Here is a 19,490-nt window from a genome sequence, read left to right on the forward strand (position 1 = left end):
GACCATGTCCACTTTCAGCGGTCTCGGCACGGCGGCCAGCGCACTCGCGGCGGCACGGCGGGGGATGGACGTCGTCGGCCAGAACATCGCCAACCAGGGGACCGAGGGCTACACCCGGCAGAGGGTGAGCACGTCGGCGATCCCCGCGGCGACCCTGTCCACACGGTTCGCCGCGGGGGCCGCACCAGGACACGGCGTCTCCGTCGACGGCATCGCGCGACTGGGCGATGCTCTTCTGGATGCCCGCGTGCGCGAGTCCTCGAGCTCGGCGGGCTACTGGTCGGCCCGCGCACTCGCCGCCACCGCGGCGGAGGCGACGATGGCGGAACCCGGCGAGCACGGGCTCTCGGCACGTCTGTCGAGGTTCTGGGCGGGCTGGCAGGACCTCGGGATAGCGCCCGACTCCGGGGCCGCCGCGGCGGTGGTCTTCGAGAGCGCCGCGCAACTCGCCGCGCAGATCGCCGGTGGGTATCGTGCGATGACGACGCAGTGGAGCGACACCCGCGCCGGTGCGGAGCGCGCGGTCACTCAGATCAACGCCACCGCCACGCAGATCGCGGAGCTCAACGCCGAGATCCGCGACGCGCTGGCATCCGGCCGATCCGCGAACGAACTCATCGACCGTCGCGACGGCCTGGTTCAGACCGCCGCCCGCCTCGTCGGCGCGCGCGGGACGCTGGAGGCCGACGGCACGATGACCGTGCGTGTCGACGGCAACGCCCTCGTCTCCGGCGACAGCGCCCGGGCGCTGGCTCTGAGCGGACCGGCATCCATGGACGAGAACGGGGCGATGACCGTGTCGTGGTCCGGTGCGTCGGGCTTCGCGGTGGCTGTGGACGGCGGGGAGCTGGGCGGGATGCTCAGCGTCCTCGCGCCGGCCGATGACGGCGGCACCCTCGCCGGCATCGCTCACTCCTACAACACCGTCGCGACGGCCCTCGCGGAGATGGTCAATGCGCAGCACCGGCTGGGGGAGACGGCCTCCGGGCAGCCCGGCGGTGACTTCTTCTCCCTGTCGGCGACGGGGCCGGCGGCGCTCGGCCTCGCGGTCGTCGTGCAGGACCCGTCCGATCTCGCCCTCGCGAAGCCGGGTGGCGGACCCCTGGATGCGGGCAACGCGAACGCGATCTCCGAGATCGGCCGGAGCGCGCTCTCACCCGACGCCAGGTGGACCGGAGCTGTGGGCGCCTTCGCCGTCAGCACCGCCGGCGACATCCAGCGGGCGCAGCTGTCCGGTGCCGCGGCCGTCACCGCCGTCACCGCGCAGCGCTCCGTCGCCGCCGTGGACGGCGATGAGGAGACCATCAGCCTCCTCACCTATCAGAGCGCGTACCAGGCCGCCGCGCGAGTGCTGACGGCGGTCGACGAATCCCTCGACGTGCTGATCAACCGCACCGGTCTCGTGGGTCGATAAGGAGCCGCACATGATCTCTCGTGTCACGACCTCGGCGATGGCATCCTCCGCGATGCGTCAGCTGCAGACGAATCTGTCGGAGCTGTCCCGATTGCAGGAGCAGGCCACCTCGCAGCGGGCGTTCCTCTCGCCGTCGGATGATCCGGCGGCCGCGACGGCCGCCCTGCGACTGCACGGCGACCAGCACCGCAATGCGCAGTACGCCCGGAACATCGGCGACGGACTGGCCTGGCTGACCGCGGCGGACTCCGCGATCACGGCCGGCACGTCATTGCTCGGCAGGGTGCGCACGCTCACCCTGCAGGGGGCGAACGACGGGGCCATGGACGCGACGGCCAGGGAGGCCATCGCCGTGGAGCTGGAGAGCATCCGCGCGGAGATGCTCTCCACCGCCAACACCACGATCGCCGGGCGCTCGGTCTTCGCCGGCACCTCCGACAAGCCCGCTTTCGCCGAGGACACCGGCTACAGCGGCATCCCGGGGTCCGAGGTCGTGCGCCAGATCTCGGATGCCGGATCGATCCGAGTGGACAGCGACGGCGCGGCGGTGTTCGGCGTCGGCGCGAACTCGGTGTTCGCTTTGATCGATGACATCGTCGCCGACCTCCGTGCCGGCGTCAACGTCGCTCCGCGCCTCGACGAGATCGATCAGCGGCGCAACGCTATGCTCAGTGCGCAGGGCACGGTGGGTGCCAGGCAGGCGCAGATCGAGCGGGCGAAGGAGGCGACGGTGCAGGACGCGGTGTCACTCGAGGCGAGGCGGGCCGCCGTCGAAGACGTCGACTCGGTCGAGGTTCTGGTGCGGCTGCAGGCGCAGGAGCTGGTCTACCGGTCGGCGCTCGCCGTCACCGGTCGCGTGCTGCAGCCCTCGCTGATGGAGTTCCTGCGGTGAGCGTCGCGCTGACCTTCGTCAGTCCGCCGCCCGGATTCGCGCCGCACACGCGCTTCCTGCTCGAGCCGGTCGCCGGCGTCGACGGACTGTTCGCCCTCGACGCGATCGACGATCAGTCGCTGCGGATCCACGTCGTCGACCCGCGACGCGTCGCAGCCGACTACACACCGACCATCGGCGACGACGACGTGCAGGTGCTCGGCCTGACCTCTCCCGAGCAGGCCATGCTGCTGCTCGTGGTGGGGCGGACGCCGCCCGATGGCGTGCACGTGAACCTGCTCGCACCCATCGTCGTGAACTCCACGACCGGCGTCGCCGCGCAGCTGATCCTCGAGGATCAGGATCTTCCCCTGCGCGTCTCGCTGAGTTGATTCGGCGCTGACGGAGGTGCCGGGCGTCGGCGGCTACCCTGAAAGGGTGATTCTCGCCGTCGACACCTCCCTGGGCACAGCCGTCGCCGTCGTCGATGCCGACGGCGCCGTGGTCGCCGAGGCATCCGCACCCGGACGCCTGGGTCATGCCGAGGTGATCGGCGATCTGCTCGCCCTTGTCGTCCGTCCCGGCATCACCCACGTCGTCGCGGGCATGGGTCCCGGGCCGTTCACGGGTCTGCGCATCGGCATCGCCGCCGCCCGCGCGTTCGCGCTCGGTCGTGGCATCCCGGTCGTCCCCGTCCCCAGCCACTTCGCGATCGCGCTCGACGCCGACCGTCCGGTGACCGTGGTCACCGACGCGCGCCGACGCGAGATCGCGGTGAGCGTCTTCGACGGGGTGGACGCCGACGGCATCCCGATCCTCACCGAGCCCACGCGCCTCGAGAGACGCGGCACCGATCCGATGCACGAGACCGCCGAGCTGTCGGCATCCGCCCTCGCCCGGGTCGGCGCGCGCGCCGTGGCCGCCGGCCGGACGCTGGCGAGCGCCGAGCCGCTGTACCTGCGCTCGCCCGATGTCGTGCAGCCGGGACCACCGAAGCGGGTGAGCGGATGACGCTGCGGATGGCGACGACCGATGACCTCCCCGCGATCATGGGCCTCGAGCGCCGCAGTTTCCCCGAGGACGCGTGGAGCGAGCAGACCATGTCCGCCGAGGTCGCCAGCGCGCACAACGTGTATCTGGTCGATGTCGAGGACGGTCGGATCGTCGGGTACGGCGGTGTGCGCGCACTGCAGGGCGGGACGGATGCCGACATCCAGACCATCGCTCTCGATGCGGACTTCCGTGGCAGTGGCCGCGGGCGCGCGCTGCTGCGGGCGCTGGCCGGCGAAGCGGTCGGCCGCGGGGCGCGCGAGCTGTTCCTCGAGGTGCGCGCCGACAACCCCGTCGCACAGGCCCTGTACGTGTCGGAGGGGTTCGCCGAGCTCGGCCGCCGGCCGCGCTACTACCAGCCGGGTGACGTCGATGCGATCGTGATGCGCCTGGACCTGCGGGAGTGGGCCGCGCGGGCCGCCCGTGCTCGGGGTGCCGCTCCCGCTCCGGAGGAGATCTCCGGCTCGGGAGGAGACCTCCCCGCAGAAGCTCCTCCCATCGCAGAGAACTCCTCCGGAACGGGTGGGGTGCAGACGGCCAGGACTGACGAGTCGGATGCTGCACAGGAGGCCACCGCATGACAGAACCCCTGGTGCTCGGCATCGAGACGAGCTGCGACGAGACCGGCATCGGCATCGTGCGCGGTCGGACGCTGCTGTCCAACACGATCGCATCCAGCATGGACGAGCATGCCCGCTACGGCGGCGTCGTACCGGAGGTGGCCGCGCGTGCTCACCTCGAGGCGCTGCAGCCCTCCATCGAGCGCGCGCTGGCAGAGGCGCAGGTGACACTGGCCGATCTGGACGCCATCGCGGTGACCAGCGGCCCCGGCCTCGCCGGTGCGCTGATGGTCGGCGTCGGAGCCGCCAAGGGGCTGGCCGTATCCCTGAACAAGCCGTTGTACGCCGTGAACCATCTGGTCGGACACATCGCCGCCGACATCCTTTCGGAGCCGGATTCGCCGACCGCGCAGAACAGGACTGCCGAGCCGCTGGAATATCCCACGATCGCGCTCCTGGTCTCGGGTGGGCACACCTCTCTGCTGCACGTGCGGGATCTGACCACCGACGTCGAGCTGCTCGGCGAGACCATCGACGATGCGGCGGGGGAGGCCTTCGACAAGGTGGCCCGCCTGCTCGGCCTGCCCTACCCGGGCGGCCCGCACATCGACCGCGTGGCGGCCGAAGGCGACCCGAAGGCGATCCGGTTCCCACGCGGTCTGTCGAAGGCGTCGGATCTGGTCCGGCACCGCTACGACTTCTCGTTCTCGGGGCTGAAGACCGCGGTCGCGCGGTGGATCGAGCGGGCCGAGGCGAACGGCGAGCAGGTGCCGGTCGCCGACGTCGCCGCAAGCTTCCGCGAGGCGGTGGCGGATGTGCTCGTCACAAAGGCCCTTGCCGCGTGCGGGGATCTCGGCGTGCCGCGTCTGCTGCTCGGCGGCGGGGTCATCGCCAATCGTCGCCTGCGCGAGGTGGCGCTGGAGCGGGCTGCCGCCGCCGGCGTCACCGTGCGCATCCCCCCGCTGAGCCTGTGCACGGACAACGGCGCCATGATCGCCGGGCTCGCCGCCGAGCTGATCGCGGGAGGCCGCGGCGCGTCCACGCTGCAGTTCGGCGCCGACTCCACGCTTCCCGTGACGCAGATCCAGGTGAGTGCGACATGACCGATCCGCGCGGCGAGCGGCCCGACAGGGGCGGTCCCCGTGTCGAAGCGCCCAGCGCCGAGGTCGAGCGACCCGAAGGAGCCGTCGCGATCCCCGGTGCGTCACGCGGTTACGACAGGATGCCCACCGCTCCGGTGCCCGTCGAACGGGCGAGCGTGCCGGATGCGGAGCAGTTCGCCGCCGGCAACTGGGATCCCGCCGCTCCCGCGGAGCACACGGACGATGCGAGACTCGCGCCCTGGGCGCTGTTCGCGGCCATCGTGGCGCTGGCGACCTCGATGTTCGTCGGCTGGGGCATCCCCGTCGCGATCGTCGCGGTGATCGCCGCCATCATGTCTCTGCGCCGGCCGATCGAGAGCCGCTCCATGTCCATCTGGGCGCTGGTCCTGGGCCTGTTCGCCACACTGTTCAGCACCGGGTGGCTGATCTGGGCGGCCATGCAGTTCGAGATGCTGGGGTGACGGATGCTGGACGATGTCGAAGCCGCACGACGACGTGAGCTTCACCAGCGGGTCTATGCAGCCGGCGGGTCGCTGACGGATGCCGAGGTCGTCGAACTGCACGACCTGGACAATCGTCACCTCGCTGACGTCGCCGTCCCCGAGGCGCAGACCGCCGAATCCGACCCGGCTGATGCGGTCGTCCCCGTTCCGCGAGCGGACGAGGCCGGCATGGTTGTCGCCTCCACCCGCGCGGTGCCCGCCGATCCTGCAGAGTCTGACGCGCGGAGTGCGGAGAACTCGCCTGCTCCCGCTGCGCCGGCGCGGCGGTGGATGCTCGCCCTGGTCGCGGCGGTCGCCGTGCTGGTCGGGCTGGGTGCGGGCTGGCTGGTGTTCGGAGCCGGCACCGGTCGGATGACGATGACCGCGGCGCAGCAGGACACGTGGAGCGAGCTGGAGGCCTCCGGCGACTACGACCCGGGGTCGATCCAGGTGGTGGGCGCGAAGTACGGTGCGACGACGTGGAGAGCCACCCAGCAGGGCTCCACGCGGACGTGCGTCATTCTGACCTGGGGCGACCGCGACCCGTCGGCGGGCTGCCGCCCCACCGCCGGCGAACACGGTGACTTCGACCTGCAGGTGAGCCTGGACTACACGGAGGACGGCGACCACTACATGATCTTCGCCGTCCTCGCCGAGGACACCGACGGCGATCCGGTCACCGTCATGCAGCGGCAGAACATGACCGACGGCGGCTGGGACTGGCGGTCGCAGTACAGCGAGGACGAGCTCGTTCAGGTGGACCTGATCGAGCAGACCGGGTTCGACGGCGAGTGGCTGACCCTTCTCGGCTATGACGGTGCGGTCCCGATCTGGCTGTATCAAGGCGACCGCACGTGCCTGATGGTGCTGGTGCACGACGCGACCGAGGTCGCGCAGCAGTGCGGCTCTCTGACGACGGAGATCCCCCTTCAGCTGGCCGTCGGCGACGTGGTCTACAGCGTTCTCGACTCCCCTCGCGGTCCGTCGCTGACGGTCTTCCGCGCAGCGGTGCCGACCCAGATCACCTGCGACGCCGCAGCCGGGGACTGCACATCCATCGACGACACGACCGGCGAGATCGACTGACGCCGTGCGCCCCGCCAGCCCCGAGCAGGCCGGGTCAGACCCGGTCGGCGAGGATCGCGATGCGGCCCGCCGGGGTGCGGGTGAGGATCAGCGTCGCCTCCTGCGAGCCGCGGAGGTTCAACTTCTTGCGGAACGCCGCCGGATCGATGTCCATCCCGCGTTTCTTGATCTCCAGTCGGCCGATGTCGTGAGCGCGCAGTGCGGCAGAGATCGTCTTGGCATGCACGGGCATCGTCTCGCGGACCCGGAACGACTGCACGAAAGGGCTCGTCACAGCGGCATCGCCGGTGAGGTAGGCGATCTGCTCGTCGAGCATGCCCGCATCCAGCATCCGTCCGGCGTCGCCGATCAGCCGCGCGCGGATCACGGCGCCGTCGGGCTCGTGGAGGAACGCGCCGAGCGGGCGCACCGGCACGTCCCCCGCATCCGCGGCCGCGGTGAGCTCGTGGCGCTCGCCGGCCGACACGAGGAGCGCGGAACGGCGGACGCCGTCGCGCGCGAGCGCCCCGCTCCACAGCACCAGTTCGACGACGCTGCCGTCGGCGCTGACCCACTGCGCCTCGACATCGGCCGGGATGAGGTCGCGATCCAATCCCGGACCGAGCTTGATGCCGGTCGGATGCTGCCGGGCCACTTCGAAGCACCAGTCCAGCGACGGCGACCAATCGGAGGCCGACAACCGCCGCGTCTCGCTGTGTCCGGCCGTCCGCCTGGCGGGATCGAGCCAGACGGCGCCGTCGGCGGGTCCGTCGTCAGGATCAGGCACCCATTCCTCGGCGAGCCCGGTGCGCACACGGGCTTCGGTGCCGAAGGGAGCCAGGTTGTACGCCGCGATGCCTGCGGTCACCTCATCGGCGTCGACCGCGGTGACCCGCATGCCGGCGCCTGCGAAGGCGAGACTGTCGCCGCCGATGCCGCACCCCAGATCCGACACCGCGGTCACACCGGCCTGGCGCATCCGGACGGCATGCAGCGTCGCGACCGTCAGGCGCGTCGCCTGTTCGAGACCCGCACGGGTGAAGAGCATCCGTTCAGCGAAATCGCCGAACTTGGCCCGCGCCTTCACGCGCAGATGCGCCTGCCCGACGACCGCCGAGACGAGCTCGGGGGAGTGGCCGGCCGCGCGCAGCCGTGACACGGTCCGCGCCACCTCCGCGGTCGACGAGATGCCCCCGATGTCATCGAGCAGAGCGAGTCCCTCGCGGGTGAGCAGCGCGGTCAGCTCGGAGATCTCCACTCGATCAGCCTACGGACATCTGCGCGGAACGCCGCGCAGCTGGCACTCGCATTGCGTGAGTGCCAGCCATCGTCCTACACTGGAGTTAGCACCCTCGGTATGAGAGTGCTAACCAGTCTTCTGATTCTCAGTCAAGAAAGAAGAGGTACACCGTGTCGGTTTCCATCAAGCCGCTCGAGGACCGCATCGTCATCCAGCAGGTCGAGGCAGAGCAGACCACCGCAAGCGGTCTGGTCATCCCGGACACCGCGAAGGAGAAGCCCCAGGAGGGCGAGGTCGTGGCCGTGGGCCCCGGTCGCATCGACGACAACGGCAACCGCGTCCCGCTCGACGTCGCTGTGGGTGACCGCGTGCTCTACAGCAAGTACGGCGGCACCGAGGTGAAGTTCGGCGCTGACGAGTACCTGGTGCTCTCGGCGCGCGACGTGCTGGCGGTCGTCGTCCGCTGACGCGCGACGTTCTCAAGGGTCCGGATGCCATCGGCATCCGGACCCTTTGTCGTCCCCTATGCGTCCCCATCGCTGCTCCGCAGATCCCCCGTGGCGTCCCCGCAACGGTCGGGGCGACCCCCGATGCCTGCACTCGGCGAGAGTCCCACACTTGTCGAAGGCGCCACTTGGCACTCTCACGATCAAAGGGGATTCGATCATGGCTCTCGACGACAACGTCAACCTCCTCGGTGCTCAGTGGAATCTGGGGATCGCGGACTCGGGCAACAGCACCGACAACTCGGACAACTCCGACAACTCCGACAACTCGATGACGGACAACTCCGACAACTCGGACAACTCCGACAACTCGTTCACCGACAACTCGGACAACTCGGACAACTCCGACAACTCGGACAACTCGGACAACTCGGACAACTCCGACAGTTCCGACAACTCGATGACGGACAACTCCGACAACTCGATGACGGACAATTCCGACAACTCGGACAATTCCGACAACTCCGACAACTCGGACAACTCGGACAACTCGGACAATTCCGACAACTCGACCAACGACTCGTACAACGACAACTCGGACAACTCCGACAACTCGACCAACGACTCGTACAACGACAACTCGGACAACTCGGACCGCTCCTGGCGAGACAACTCCGACCACTCGATCACGGACTCGTACAACACGCTGTACGACAACTCCGTCACCTCGGGTGTGCGACAGTACAACTCCGGCTTCGGCGACGTGGGAGCGGGCGGCGGTGGCATGGGTGCCGTGGCCGGTGCCGGCGCGCTGCACATCGATGGGCGCACCACGCTCAACGACCAGTCGGTGAACCAGAGCATCTCCACCGGAGACGGTGGGGGAGTCAGCCAGACCTTCGGGCAGAGCAGCAACATCGCATCCGGAGACGGCGCGGCAGCGGCCGGGGGAGACGCGACGGTCACCCACATCGACACCGACATCACCATGGGCGACGTGTGGACCGGCAACACCTGGAACACGGACTCGTTCAACGAGGACTTCTCGGACAACTGGTCGGTCAACGACTCGTTCCAGGACAACTCCGACAACTCCGACAACTCCGACAACTCGGACAACTCCGACAACTCGGACAACTCCGACAACTCGGACAACTCGTGGACGGACAACTCGGACAGCTGGACTGTTCAGGACTCGTTCCAGGACAACTCGATGATCGACAACTCCGACAGCTGGACGGTCGACGACTCCTTCCAGGACAACTCGTCGGTCACGTCGGATCTGGACCTCACGCTGGACAACTCCAATGTCGACAGTCCCTTCGGGGACGCCACCGACCTGGCACTCTGAGGTCTGAGCAGGTGCACGACCTGGCCGGCCGTCCCCGTGGCGGTCGGCCGGGCATACCACGAGAATCCTGAAGCATCCGAGGGGAGCCGCAGTGATGGCTGACGAAACGGATGCCCGAGGGTCGGACGGTGTCGGGCAGGATCCCGCGCTCTGGGGAGACGCGGGTGCATTCGACCCCTTCGCCACCGACCTGTTCACTCAGGAGATCGCCAATATCGCGGAATCCGACTGGGACCTGGACGCCGACGAGATCTGGGGAGATCTCGACGGCACTCCGGATGTCGTGGATGACGCGGACGGCTCCGCATTCTTCGGCTGATCAGCTCACGGAGACGAGAGGGCGAACTGTGGCGGACGAGCATCCTGCTGGGGAGGCGAGCATCGCCGACGTCATCCATGACGTCGGCGATCTCGCTGCGTCTGCAGGCAGGCAGGACCTGGCGACACGGCTGGCCGGCACACGCGAGCGCTTGGCGGATCCGTCCGTGCGGGTGATCGTGGTGGGAGAGTTCAAACAGGGCAAGAGCAAGCTCATCAACGCGCTCGTGAACGCGCCGGCGTGCCCGGTCGACGACGACGTCGCGACAAGCGTCCCCACCACCGTGGCCTACGCCGAGCAGCCCTCGGCCTGGGTGATCGAGCGGCCCGACGGCGACGGAGCGCAGCCGCGGCGTCGTCAGATCCCGCTCGACGAACTCGCCGACTACGTGTCCGAACGCGGCAACCCGGGAAACGAGCGGGGCATCCTCTCGGCCGAGGTGCTGCTTCCGCGCGAGATCCTGCGAGGCGGCCTCAAGCTCGTCGACTCCCCGGGCGTCGGCGGACTCGAATCCTCCAACTCCCTCGCCACCCTCGCTGCCCTCTCCTCGGCGCACGCCGTGCTGCTCGTCTCGGACGCATCGCAGGAATACACCGAGCCCGAGGTGCAGTTCCTCCGCCACGCCATGCGCATCTCTCCGAACGTCGCCGCCGTGCTCGCCAAGACCGACCTCTATCCGGAATGGCGCCGCATCGAGACGATCGATCGCGCCCACCTGGCCGGCAGCGAGGACGTGCCGATCTTCTCGGTCTCCAGCGACCTGCGTCTCCTGGCCGCCGAGTTGCAGGATCGCAGTCTGAACGACGAGTCCGGCTTTCCCGCCCTCGTCGCCCATCTTCGTCGTGAAGTGCTCGGTCGCGCGGAGCTCATTCACGAGCGCAGCGCCGTGCACGAGCTGCTGTCCGTCGTCGACCAGCTGGGGATGTCGCTGCGCGCCGAGCTGAACGCCCTGCTGAACCCGGAGGACACGCCGCGGATGATCGCGGAACTGGAGATCGCCAAGGCGAAGGCCGATGAGTTCCGAGGTCGCTCCGCCCGCTGGCAGGTCATGCTCACCGACGGCATCGCCGACCTGGTCGCGGATATGGAATACGACGTGCGCGACCGGCTGCGCAAGGTTCAGCGCGAGGCGGAGCGCGCGATCGACGAGGGCGACCCGGGGCCGATCTGGGACCAGATCACCGAGTGGCTGGACCAGCGCGTCACGGCGGCCGTGTCCGAGACGTTCGTGTGGACGGACGAGCGCTCCCGCTGGCTGTCCGAGGAAGTGGCGGAGCTGTTCAGCCAGGACGAAGCCGACATCCCGGTCCGAGACGTCTCCGACATCGGAGGTGTGCTCGACCCCGTCGAGGGAATCGGCGACCTGGAAGCGGGACAGCTCGGCGCGGGGGAGAAGATCTACATCGGCCTGCGCGGCTCGTACGGCGGTGTGCTGATGGTCGGACTGGCGACGGGTCTGATCGGGATGGCGCTGATCAATCCCCTCTCTCTCCTGGCCGGTGTGCTCGTGGGCAGGAGGGCGTACCGGGAGGACATGAGCAATCGGCTCAGCCGGCGTCAGCAGGAAGCGAAGATGATCGTGCGACGCTACGTGGACGAGGTCACCTTCCAGGTCGGCAAGCAGCTCAAGGACCGGTTGCGCCTGGTGCAGCGCACCGCCAGGGACCACTTCGGCTCGCTCGCCGAAGAACTGCACAGTTCGCTCTCCGATGCGCTCCAGCGAGCGAGGCAGGGTGCGACCGGGTTCACGACGTCACGGGATCAGCGGGTCGCGCTGCTGAAGGAGCGGGTCGCCGAGTTGGAGCGCGTGCGACGCGCCATCCCCGCGCTTCCGCCCGCTCCCGCCTACGCCGCCGTCCACCGGGATCCGCGGGCTTCGCGGTCGGCCCAGCCGCAGCCGGCCGCCCTGACGAGGGCGGCGCTGCGTCGTGGTGGGGAGGACTGATGCCCTCCGGCGTGATCTCCGACACCGAGGAGCTGCTGCGCGCCGCGCGGATGGTGTACTCGGGGGACCGCGAGGAACGCGCGCTGATAGATCAGCTCGACACGCGACTGCATGAGCCGCTGCGGCTGGCCATCGCGGGGATGGTCAAGGCGGGAAAGTCGACCCTGCTCAATGCCCTGCTCGGTGAGCGCATCGCCGCGACGGACACGGCTGAATGCACTCGGGTGGTCACGTGGTACCGCCACTCGCCGACGCCACGGATCACCATGCATCTGCGCGACGGCAGCGAGAGCCGCATGCCGATCCGGCGGGAGGGTGGCCTGCTCACCTTCGATCTCGGCGGTCGTACCGCTGAGGAGATCGAATGGATCGACGTGGGCTGGCCGCTGGACGGGCTCGAGTCGCTCATCCTCATCGACACCCCCGGCATCGCATCGCTGTCGCCGGAGACCTCTGCCCGCACGACGCGCTTCCTCACCCCCGATGACGCACCGTCCACCGCGGATGCGGTGATCTACCTCATGCGACACCTGCACGGCTCCGATGTGGGGTTCCTGGAGGCGTTCCGCGACACCGCCGCCGGTGCAGGGCAGAGCATCTGCGCCGTCGCCGTCCTCTCGCGATCCGACGAGGTCGGCTCCGGTCGGATCGACTCGCTGCTGTCCGCCCGTCGTGTGGCGCAGCGCTATGAACGCGACGGCGACCTCGCCGCCCTCGCTCTCGCCGTCGTGCCGGTGGCCGGGCTGCTCGCGGAGGGCGCGCGCACACTCCGCGAGAGCGAGTACATCGCGTTCCGGGAGCTCGCAGGACTCGAGCGGGCGGCCCGCGAGGGTCTGCTCGTCTCCGCAGATCGCTTCGTGCGGGAGAGCACCGCCACCGGGCTCAGCATCGGTGTGCGGGAGCAGCTGCTGGCGCGGTTCGGCATCTTCGGGGTCCGCCTCTCCGCAGCGCTGATCCGCGGGGGCGTGTCCAGTTCCTCGGAGCTGTCGGAGGCCATGGTGCAGCAGAGCGGACTGATCGAACTGCAGGAGTTCGTGCAGCGCCACTTCCATCCGCGATCCGACATCCTGAAAGCACGCGGTGTCGTGCTGCAGCTGCAGGCGATGATGCGGCGCACGCCCAAGGAGGGATCCGAGGAGATCCGGGCCGGAATCGAGAGGTTCCTCGCCTCCGCGCACATGCTGGACGAGCTCGCTCTGCTCGCGCTGGCACGATCGCGCGGGCTGCCGCTGGACGCCGCCGACGCTCGAACGGCGGAGCGGATCCTCGGATCGGACGGCGTGACGCCGTCCGCCCGTCTCGGGCTCGCGGCTGACGCGCCCCGGGAGGTGATCGCCGAGCGTGTCCTCGCCGAGATCGACCGCTGGCGGGTGCTGAGCGCATGGCCGACCGCGGCGCCCGCAGCGCTGCGCGTTCATCGCGCTGTGCTGCGCAGCCTCGACGGCGTCGCCTCAGAGGTCGGCGCGGGCAGGGCCCTGCGGTCCCCGGCGCACGTCGAAGCGGCGGGCGGACCAGCCGAGGGCCGGGGGCAGGATGCTGATCAGCAGCGCGAGGAGCACCAGCGCGGCCTGAGCGGCAAGAAGGGGCTGCAACGGCGCGCCCTGCGGGCCCTGCGCCACCCATCCCGGTGACAGCACGACGACGAGTGACAGCAGCGCCAGCGTGAGCAGCTGCCACCAGCGCACCTGCGGTCGTCGGCTCATGAACGACACCAGCAGGGTGATCTGGGCGAGCACCACGGCGACCAGCATTCCGAAGACGACCCAGAAGACGATGTCGGCGGCCGACTCGTAGGCCTGCTGACTGCGCCCCGCGGTGACGGTCTCCGCCCGGTCGGCGATGAGCGGAAGGAGTTCTTGGCGGATCACGAAGAGGTAGACGACGTTGAAGGCGCCCACGCCGAAGCTGAGGATCCACAGGAGCTGCGTCAGGCGGATCGAGAACGGCGGCGTGGCCTTGACCAGCACGGGTGCGGCGTTCGGATTGCTGAGCGGCGGGCGGGCCGGCAGCTCCCGAGACGCGTACGGCGCGACGGACCCGGCACCCCCACCCGGAGATTCGGGGGAGGATGCCGGGTCGGCCCTTCCGGTGGTGTCAGTCATCCTCGACCGGACCGTCGATGGGCAGGTCGTCCAGCGCGGCGCCGGTCGCATCGGCGTCATACGCGTCGGTGCTGTCGGAGGTCATGTCCCCTTCGAGCAGATCGGCCGGCTCCGGCACGTCCGCGGGCGGGGCCACCGGTTCGGACGCGGGGGCCGCTGCCGCGTCGGCCGCCTGGTCGGCGGGCGCCGCGGCCGCCACGGAACCGGGGTCGGAGGACTGCAGGACGTCGGCGTCGGTGTCCACCGGGGGGTCGTCCGCGGCGGGCGCATCCGAGTCGGGGTCCGTGCCGGTCTGGTTGAAACTGTCGTCGTCGGTCCGATTGCCGATCGTCACGTCGCCCAGCGAGACGTCCGTGTCCGAGTCGCTCACCGACACGTCGTCTCCGGCGGCGATCGCGCTGTCGCCGGAAGCGACCACGGCGTCCTGATCGAAGACCTGCGTGACGTCGCCGCCCTCCGTCCAGATGTTCTGGTTCACGGACTGATCCAGAATGGTCGAGCGCGCGTCGACCGTCGTGTACTGCTGTGCGTCGATCGTGTACTGCTGGATCATCCTGACGATCTCCCGCACGGCGCCGTCGCCACCCGGATCCGTCGGCGGCGGAGGCGGCGGGCTGCTGTGGTGCACCACCGAGGGATGGTCGACGATCACCGGTCGCACTGCCGCGACATCGGCCATGCACACGTCGGACAGTCCTCGCGCTGCGAGCGCGGCGTGCGGTGATCCCGCGAATCCGTTGGCGGCCTCGGGATCCCTCAGAAGGCTCATGATGAATGCGATGAGCGCGTCAGCGATGGTCTCGACTGGTGAAGTCATCTGCGGCCCCCTTCCCCTCCGGCTCGGGAGGGCTGGGCGGGTTGCGCCAGCACTGTCCGAACCTGATCAGATCGTATTGTCGACGGTCGCCGACGGCATCGGGGGTTTGCCCGATGCCGTGCATGGGGGGTCATGGGGTTTCGTCCTGAGGGGCCGAGTCCGGAGTGCCCTCGCCGAGCAGAAGCCGCAGCCGCGCGAGGAGTTCCGAGCGCGAGGCCGCCCCCAGACGATGCCTGATGTGCGCGATGTGATGCTCCGCCGTGCGGGGGGAGATGAAGATGGCCTCGCCGATCTCCGCGTACGTCTTCCCCTGCAGCACGAGGCGGGCGACCTCGATCTCCCGATCGCTGAGGACATCCGCCGGGGCGGCCTTGGTCTGCGCCGGCGCGTCGTCGTCCGCAGTCGGCACGGGACGGCGAGGGCCGTCGTTCGGATGCAGCTCCCGTGCGCAGGCGAGCAGCTGCGCGGCGACCTTGCGGTCGGTGCTGCGTGCAGCACCGTGACCCGCCAGCCGTGCGGCATCCCAGATCAGGCCGGCGGCGGCGAGGCCTTCGGCAGCGGAGACGACGGCGTCCACGTCGACGGATCCGGCCAGGACGTCCGTCCACACGCGACCCGCCTTCGCCATGCCGGCCGCCACCCGGCTGTGCGCCGCGGCGTTGACCAGTGCTCTCGCATGCGGGGCGAGCCGGTCGGGACGACTGAGCAGTATGCCCTGCTGGATGCCGGCCCAGTGCACGTGCGACGCCCAGAGAGGGGGACTGCCCAGGCTCTCGACGATCTGCTGAGCGCGCTGCAGATGCGGCTCGACGCGTGCGGCATCGCCTGCCCGTGCCGCGGCGCTGGCCAGTTCGCCGAGCGGATGCAGCAGGAACAGGTCGACGTCGGCGCGCAGCAGAGTCGGCCGCGCGTCCTGCCACGCCGCCTCCAGCCCCGCCGCGTCCTCGTAGCGGCGCGCTATCGCCACGCGCACGGCCTGCAGAAGCAGCGCATCCCGCGTGCACAGCCGCTCCCGCCCGCCCGCCAGAGCGCTCTGCAGGCTGCTTCTCGCCTCGGCGGGATGCGCGCGGTGGGCGGCCACCCAGGCGCGCCACAGCAGCAAACGCGTGCGGCCCCACGGGCCGCCGTGATCGCGTGCGATCGCGTCGTCCAGCACGGTCTGCGCGGTCGCCAGGCGGCCCAGGTTCAGAGCCACGACGGCGGCGACGACGGCGGGGAGCTCGCACAGCGGGTCGCTGCGCCGCGACGTGGTGTAGATCTCCGCGGAGCGGACCAGATCGGTCAGCGGCGACTCCGTCGCCCGTGGCCCCAGGGTCGACCGCAGCGCGCCGCGCAGCAGGTCGGTCGACACGCTCAGTGCGGAGGGCAGCGCACCGGACTCCCGCGGCGGGTCACCGGGATCCTCGGCGCCCACACCGAGGGCCGCGATGGTCGCGTTCGCGCCGGTCACGGCATCCGACGGAGGTACCGCCTGACTCACCCGATGCGCCTGAGACATCAGGGCGCGGGCCGACCAGGCTGCTGCGGCCACGGCGATCAGCGACGACTGCGCTCGGCCGGGTCCCGAAGCGAGAGCGTTCTCGGCGAGAGTCGTGGCCTCATCGAGGGCGCCCGCCGACCATGCCGCACTCGCACGCCGGGGTGCGAGCGCCTGCTCCTGCGCGCCGCACTGCACTGCGGCCGTGTACAGCTCGCCGGCCAGATGCGGCTGATCCGGCAGGATCCGATCCGCTGAGGAGATGAGCGCGTCCGCGACGCGTTCGTCGCGCAGGGGTCGCAGACCCTCAGGATCGCGCAGCGACCCGGGGAAACGCGTGCACAGGTCGATCAGCCGATGAGCCGGCAGTGCCTCGCGCACGGCGAGGCGCACGACGGGCGCGGCTTCGCCGTTTCGCAGCAGCAGCCCTTGGGCGTATCCCTGCAGTGCCCAGTCGGATCCGGCGTCGGCGTCGGTGAGGGCCTCACCCGGTGCCGCGACGCACACCTCCTCGATGGTGCGTCGCAACCGGTCGTCGATGGTGTCGAGTCTGTGGAGGATGTGCTGGGCCAGGGCGCGATCCAAGGCTGTGTGGGCGCCATCGTGGGCGCATTCACGCGGGTCGTGGTACTGCACGGCGGCTGCCACGAGCCAGGCGATGCCACGGGTCGCTTCGAGGATGTGCTCGATGCAGGCTTCCGGAAGGCGGAGATCCAGGGATTCGAGGCGGTCGAGGAGGTCGGCCCGCGTGACGTGGCCGAGCACGATCGCGGGGGCGTGCTGCTCGAGCCGCTGCGTGATGGCGCGCAGGGCGGGTCGCGTGGGCCACGGACGCCGAGCGATGATCAGCGACGCCGCAGGGTCCTCGGCGCGTTCGCCGAGCTGCTGCAGACGCTGCTCCGAGAGCAGGTGGAGGTCATCGACCAGCAGCACGCGCTCCAGGGGGATGCCGGGGATGTCGACGGTGATGTCGTGCAGCAGCTGCACCTCGCGCGCCTGCTCGGCGAAGAGCTCGTACAGGTGCTGCAGGCCGCTGGACTTGCCGGAACCGGCCGTTCCGATCAGCGCCCCTCGGGCGGTGCGGCGGCTGATCGCGTCGATCGCAGGCCGCATCCGGCGCTCCCAGCTCAGCGGAGACCCGGCCGCAGGGCGATGCCCAGGTGCAGTCCGCTCGGGGGAGGCGGGGGAGGTGCGTGGCATGGCATCGGGGTGGTGCAGTTCAGGCCGCCGTGGCCTCGCGGGGCAGGTCGGTCGGCGACGACGGCTCCGTGGTCGCCGGTGCCGGTTCCGCCGATGTGACCGACGGGTCGGAGGCGGATGTCGGCACGGGGTCCGACGCGGGCACGGGATCGGATGCCGGTGCCGGGTCCGATGCCGGTGCGGAGTCGTCTGCGGGATCGGATGTCGGCGTCGGGTCGGCCGCCGGGGTCGGGTCCGATACCGGCGTCGGGTCGGGGTCGGCGACCGGATCGGATGTGGATTCCGGCTCGGGGCCGGCCTCGGTGGGCGGGTCCTGCGTCGCAGGTGGTGAGGGGACCGGCGTCGCCGGGACGATCGGTGTCGACGTGGGCGGCGTGGTGCCGCCCGTCGGCGTGGGATCGGCCGCGGGGGCGGAGCGCGGGGGCGAACTCTCGGCGGGTTCGGGCCCTGGCGCATCGATCGATGGTCCTCCACGACGCGGTTCCGCGCGATCCACCGGTGCGTCCTCGAGGTCCACAGCATCGGAGCGGTTTGTCTCGCCCGTGTCAGGGTCGGCGGGTGGCGCGTCGTCGCCGCGCGTCACCCCGTCCGCTGAGTAATCGGAGACCGTGCGCACCAGTGACCGTGGTTCACCGCGACGCGGTTCCTCCGGAGAGGACCCGTTGGCCGCATCCGAACCGCCGCCGAGCGGGGTCGTCGCGGCGAAGACCATCCCGGTCGCGATGATCACCCCCGCCGCGACCATGGCAGCTGCCGCCCCGTACGGAATCCGGAAGGGCGCCGACCGCACAGCGGTCACCGCGCCGTGTGACGACTGCCGGGGTCGTCCGGTCGACGACCGCGTCGCCGCCGGACCATCTCGGCGCACGGCGGCGGACTGGGGCGCCTCCTGCCGGGCGGAGAGTTCGAGTGCCGCCGATCGCCGCTGCAGACGAACCGACGCGATGCGTGCGATCGACTCCGCGACGGCGAACTGCGGATCGGCGGGAACGGTCAGCGGCCGGTCGAACCGCGCGGAGAGGATCTGTGCGACGAGGGGGATGCGGGCGGAGCCGCCGACGAGGACGATCTCGTCGACGTCTGCGACGTCGATCCCGGTGCTCTCCATGGCCTGCTCCAGCGCGCCGAGGGTCCGGGCGATCGGCGCCGATGCCATCGCGTCCAGTTCCGAGCGGGTCACCCGCACGGTCGAGGTGCGCCCGCCGACCGCGATCGGCACCGAGACGTCGGCGCTGAACGACAGTCCTTCCTTCGCTCTCACGACCGCTGCGCGCGCCGCCAGCAGCTCCGCACGGTCCGGGCGCTCTCCGGTATCTCGTCCGAGCAGGGAGAGGACATGATCGAGCAGCGCCGCGTCGACGTCCTCGCCGCCGACGTCCATCGTCTGCGGTTCACCCAGCACGCGTCCACCGCGCAGCAGCGTCGCCTCGACCGAGCCGCCGCCCAGGTCGTACACCCCGACCGTGTGACCGCGCGACGACGACGACGCCAGCTGCTGCGCCACGACGACGGCCGAGGGCATCATCGTCACGTCGTCGACACCGAACTCGCGCAGTCGTTCGCGCACGAGAGTGGCGCGATGCCCGCACCACGAGCTCGGATGCGCGATGGCGACCGCAGCCGGTCGGGCGCCGTGCTCGGCCGACACCGTCTCGAGGATCCAGGCCACCAGACGGGCGAACAGCTCGTCCGCGCTCACCGCGAACCCGCCGACGACGAAGGGCACCGGGGCGCCGATGCTGCGGGTGAACTGGCGGACGACGCGCTCGGGACGGTCTCGACCGCGCTCAGCCGCCTCCGTGCCGAAGACGGCGTCACCGTCATCGGTGATGAACGCGAGCGCGGGGATGTCGGCCCGTTCGCGTCCCGCCGCGGACGGAGCGTCCTGCGATTCCTCATGCGCAGCAGCGCGGATGATGACCGTCGTCACACCGGTCATACCTGCGTCGAGCGCGAGTACGAACTCGCTCATCGATTCCCGCCGATTTCCCCAGTATCCAGATTCGGATGCGCCCACTATAGGCGCTCCGCAGCCGTGAGGGAAGAGG

At 70.2% G+C, this 19,490-nt stretch carries 17 protein-coding genes; 13 read left to right on the forward strand and 4 right to left on the reverse strand.

Features of this window, described 5'->3' with window-relative positions:
* Positions 1–4 precede the first annotated feature (4 nt).
* From flgK to ACFQY2_RS06865, 8 genes are read left to right on the forward strand one after another with little or no spacing between them, the layout of a single operon-like run.
* Positions 5–1,414 (forward strand): flagellar hook-associated protein FlgK, encoded by a 1,410-nt coding sequence (gene flgK / locus ACFQY2_RS06830; RefSeq protein WP_378744917.1) that lies wholly within the window; start codon positions 5–7, stop codon positions 1,412–1,414.
* Between the two features lie 10 nt (positions 1,415–1,424).
* Entirely contained in the window at positions 1,425–2,306 is an 882-nt protein-coding gene (gene flgL / locus ACFQY2_RS06835; RefSeq protein ID WP_378744918.1) for a flagellar hook-associated protein FlgL, read from the forward strand.
* Entirely contained in the window at positions 2,303–2,677 is a 375-nt protein-coding gene (gene fliW / locus ACFQY2_RS06840; RefSeq protein WP_378744919.1) for a flagellar assembly protein FliW, read from the forward strand. Before flgL ends, fliW begins: the two co-directional genes overlap by 4 nt.
* 46 nt (positions 2,678–2,723) lie before the next feature.
* Positions 2,724–3,296, forward strand: a complete 573-nt coding sequence (gene tsaB, locus ACFQY2_RS06845; protein WP_378744920.1) for a tRNA (adenosine(37)-N6)-threonylcarbamoyltransferase complex dimerization subunit type 1 TsaB — start codon at positions 2,724–2,726, stop codon at positions 3,294–3,296.
* An 8-nt stretch (positions 3,297–3,304) separates the two neighbouring features.
* Positions 3,305–3,916 (forward strand): ribosomal protein S18-alanine N-acetyltransferase, encoded by a 612-nt coding sequence (gene rimI / locus ACFQY2_RS06850; RefSeq protein ID WP_378744921.1) that lies wholly within the window; start codon positions 3,305–3,307, stop codon positions 3,914–3,916.
* On the forward strand, positions 3,913–4,998 hold the full coding sequence (gene tsaD, locus ACFQY2_RS06855; protein WP_378744922.1) for a tRNA (adenosine(37)-N6)-threonylcarbamoyltransferase complex transferase subunit TsaD: 1,086 nt from the start codon (positions 3,913–3,915) through the stop codon (positions 4,996–4,998). The genes rimI and tsaD overlap by 4 nt, the downstream gene beginning before the upstream one ends.
* A complete protein-coding gene (locus tag ACFQY2_RS06860; protein WP_378744923.1) occupies positions 4,995–5,459 on the forward strand; it encodes a hypothetical protein in 465 nt (154 codons plus the stop codon). Before tsaD ends, ACFQY2_RS06860 begins: the two co-directional genes overlap by 4 nt.
* Positions 5,460–5,462: 3 nt before the next feature.
* A complete protein-coding gene (locus ACFQY2_RS06865; protein ID WP_378744925.1) occupies positions 5,463–6,566 on the forward strand; it encodes a hypothetical protein in 1,104 nt (367 codons plus the stop codon).
* A gap of 34 nt (positions 6,567–6,600) precedes the next feature.
* On the opposite strand, the gene ACFQY2_RS06870 is transcribed toward ACFQY2_RS06865, so the two are convergent.
* A complete protein-coding gene (locus ACFQY2_RS06870) occupies positions 6,601–7,803 on the reverse strand; it encodes an SAM-dependent methyltransferase (protein WP_378744926.1) in 1,203 nt (400 codons plus the stop codon).
* A gap of 152 nt (positions 7,804–7,955) precedes the next feature.
* On the opposite strand from ACFQY2_RS06870, the gene groES reads away from it, so the two are divergent.
* From groES to ACFQY2_RS06895, 5 genes are all read left to right on the forward strand, one after another.
* Positions 7,956–8,252, forward strand: a complete 297-nt coding sequence (gene groES, locus ACFQY2_RS06875; protein WP_067242196.1) for a co-chaperone GroES — start codon at positions 7,956–7,958, stop codon at positions 8,250–8,252.
* A gap of 199 nt (positions 8,253–8,451) precedes the next feature.
* Positions 8,452–9,582, forward strand: coding sequence for a hypothetical protein (locus ACFQY2_RS06880; protein ID WP_378744927.1), 1,131 nt, complete (start codon positions 8,452–8,454; stop codon positions 9,580–9,582).
* Positions 9,583–9,676: 94 nt separating this feature from the next.
* Positions 9,677–9,901 (forward strand): hypothetical protein, encoded by a 225-nt coding sequence (locus tag ACFQY2_RS06885; RefSeq protein ID WP_378744928.1) that lies wholly within the window; start codon positions 9,677–9,679, stop codon positions 9,899–9,901.
* On the forward strand, positions 9,861–11,846 hold the full coding sequence (locus ACFQY2_RS06890; protein ID WP_378744929.1) for a dynamin family protein: 1,986 nt from the start codon (positions 9,861–9,863) through the stop codon (positions 11,844–11,846). The genes ACFQY2_RS06885 and ACFQY2_RS06890 overlap by 41 nt, the downstream gene beginning before the upstream one ends.
* Complete coding sequence (locus ACFQY2_RS06895; RefSeq protein WP_378744930.1) at positions 11,846–13,477, forward strand: dynamin family protein; 1,632 nt, start codon at positions 11,846–11,848, stop codon at positions 13,475–13,477. The genes ACFQY2_RS06890 and ACFQY2_RS06895 overlap by 1 nt, the downstream gene beginning before the upstream one ends.
* 463 nt (positions 13,478–13,940) lie before the next feature.
* Here ACFQY2_RS06895 and ACFQY2_RS06900 read toward each other — a convergent pair whose 3' ends face one another.
* The 3 genes from ACFQY2_RS06900 to ACFQY2_RS06910 all read right to left on the reverse strand — a co-directional run bounded on the left by ACFQY2_RS06900 (position 13,941) and on the right by ACFQY2_RS06910 (position 19,414).
* Positions 13,941–14,765, reverse strand: coding sequence for an IniB N-terminal domain-containing protein (locus tag ACFQY2_RS06900; protein WP_378744931.1), 825 nt, complete (start codon positions 14,763–14,765; stop codon positions 13,941–13,943).
* 130 nt (positions 14,766–14,895) lie between these two features.
* Entirely contained in the window at positions 14,896–17,355 is a 2,460-nt protein-coding gene (locus tag ACFQY2_RS06905) for a LuxR C-terminal-related transcriptional regulator (protein ID WP_378744932.1), read from the reverse strand.
* A 106-nt stretch (positions 17,356–17,461) separates the two neighbouring features.
* Positions 17,462–19,414, reverse strand: a complete 1,953-nt coding sequence (locus tag ACFQY2_RS06910) for an Hsp70 family protein (RefSeq protein ID WP_378744933.1) — start codon at positions 19,412–19,414, stop codon at positions 17,462–17,464.
* Positions 19,415–19,490 lie beyond the last annotated feature (76 nt).

It is taken from the genome of Microbacterium sp. GCM10027623, assembly GCF_042666935.1.
In the GTDB taxonomy this organism is placed as follows: Bacteria; Actinomycetota; Actinomycetes; order Actinomycetales; family Microbacteriaceae; genus Microbacterium.

Excerpts from the sequence above, each read along its gene's own strand:
- flgK (WP_378744917.1), top strand. The coding sequence starts at position 5 with ATGTCCACTTTCAGCGGTCTCGGCACGGCGGCCAGCGCACTCGCGGCG.
- flgL (WP_378744918.1), top strand. The coding sequence starts at position 1,425 with ATGATCTCTCGTGTCACGACCTCGGCGATGGCATCCTCCGCGATGCGT.
- ACFQY2_RS06900 (WP_378744931.1), bottom strand. The coding sequence starts at position 14,765 with ATGACTTCACCAGTCGAGACCATCGCTGACGCGCTCATCGCATTCATC.
- ACFQY2_RS06895 (WP_378744930.1), top strand. The coding sequence starts at position 11,846 with ATGCCCTCCGGCGTGATCTCCGACACCGAGGAGCTGCTGCGCGCCGCG.
- tsaD (WP_378744922.1), top strand. The coding sequence starts at position 3,913 with ATGACAGAACCCCTGGTGCTCGGCATCGAGACGAGCTGCGACGAGACC.
- ACFQY2_RS06865 (WP_378744925.1), top strand. The coding sequence starts at position 5,463 with ATGCTGGACGATGTCGAAGCCGCACGACGACGTGAGCTTCACCAGCGG.
- ACFQY2_RS06910 (WP_378744933.1), bottom strand. The coding sequence starts at position 19,414 with ATGAGCGAGTTCGTACTCGCGCTCGACGCAGGTATGACCGGTGTGACG.
- rimI (WP_378744921.1), top strand. The coding sequence starts at position 3,305 with ATGGCGACGACCGATGACCTCCCCGCGATCATGGGCCTCGAGCGCCGC.
- ACFQY2_RS06890 (WP_378744929.1), top strand. The coding sequence starts at position 9,861 with ATGTCGTGGATGACGCGGACGGCTCCGCATTCTTCGGCTGATCAGCTC.
- ACFQY2_RS06885 (WP_378744928.1), top strand. The coding sequence starts at position 9,677 with ATGGCTGACGAAACGGATGCCCGAGGGTCGGACGGTGTCGGGCAGGAT.
- ACFQY2_RS06905 (WP_378744932.1), bottom strand. The coding sequence starts at position 17,355 with ATGCGGCCTGCGATCGACGCGATCAGCCGCCGCACCGCCCGAGGGGCG.
- ACFQY2_RS06880 (WP_378744927.1), top strand. The coding sequence starts at position 8,452 with ATGGCTCTCGACGACAACGTCAACCTCCTCGGTGCTCAGTGGAATCTG.
- ACFQY2_RS06860 (WP_378744923.1), top strand. The coding sequence starts at position 4,995 with ATGACCGATCCGCGCGGCGAGCGGCCCGACAGGGGCGGTCCCCGTGTC.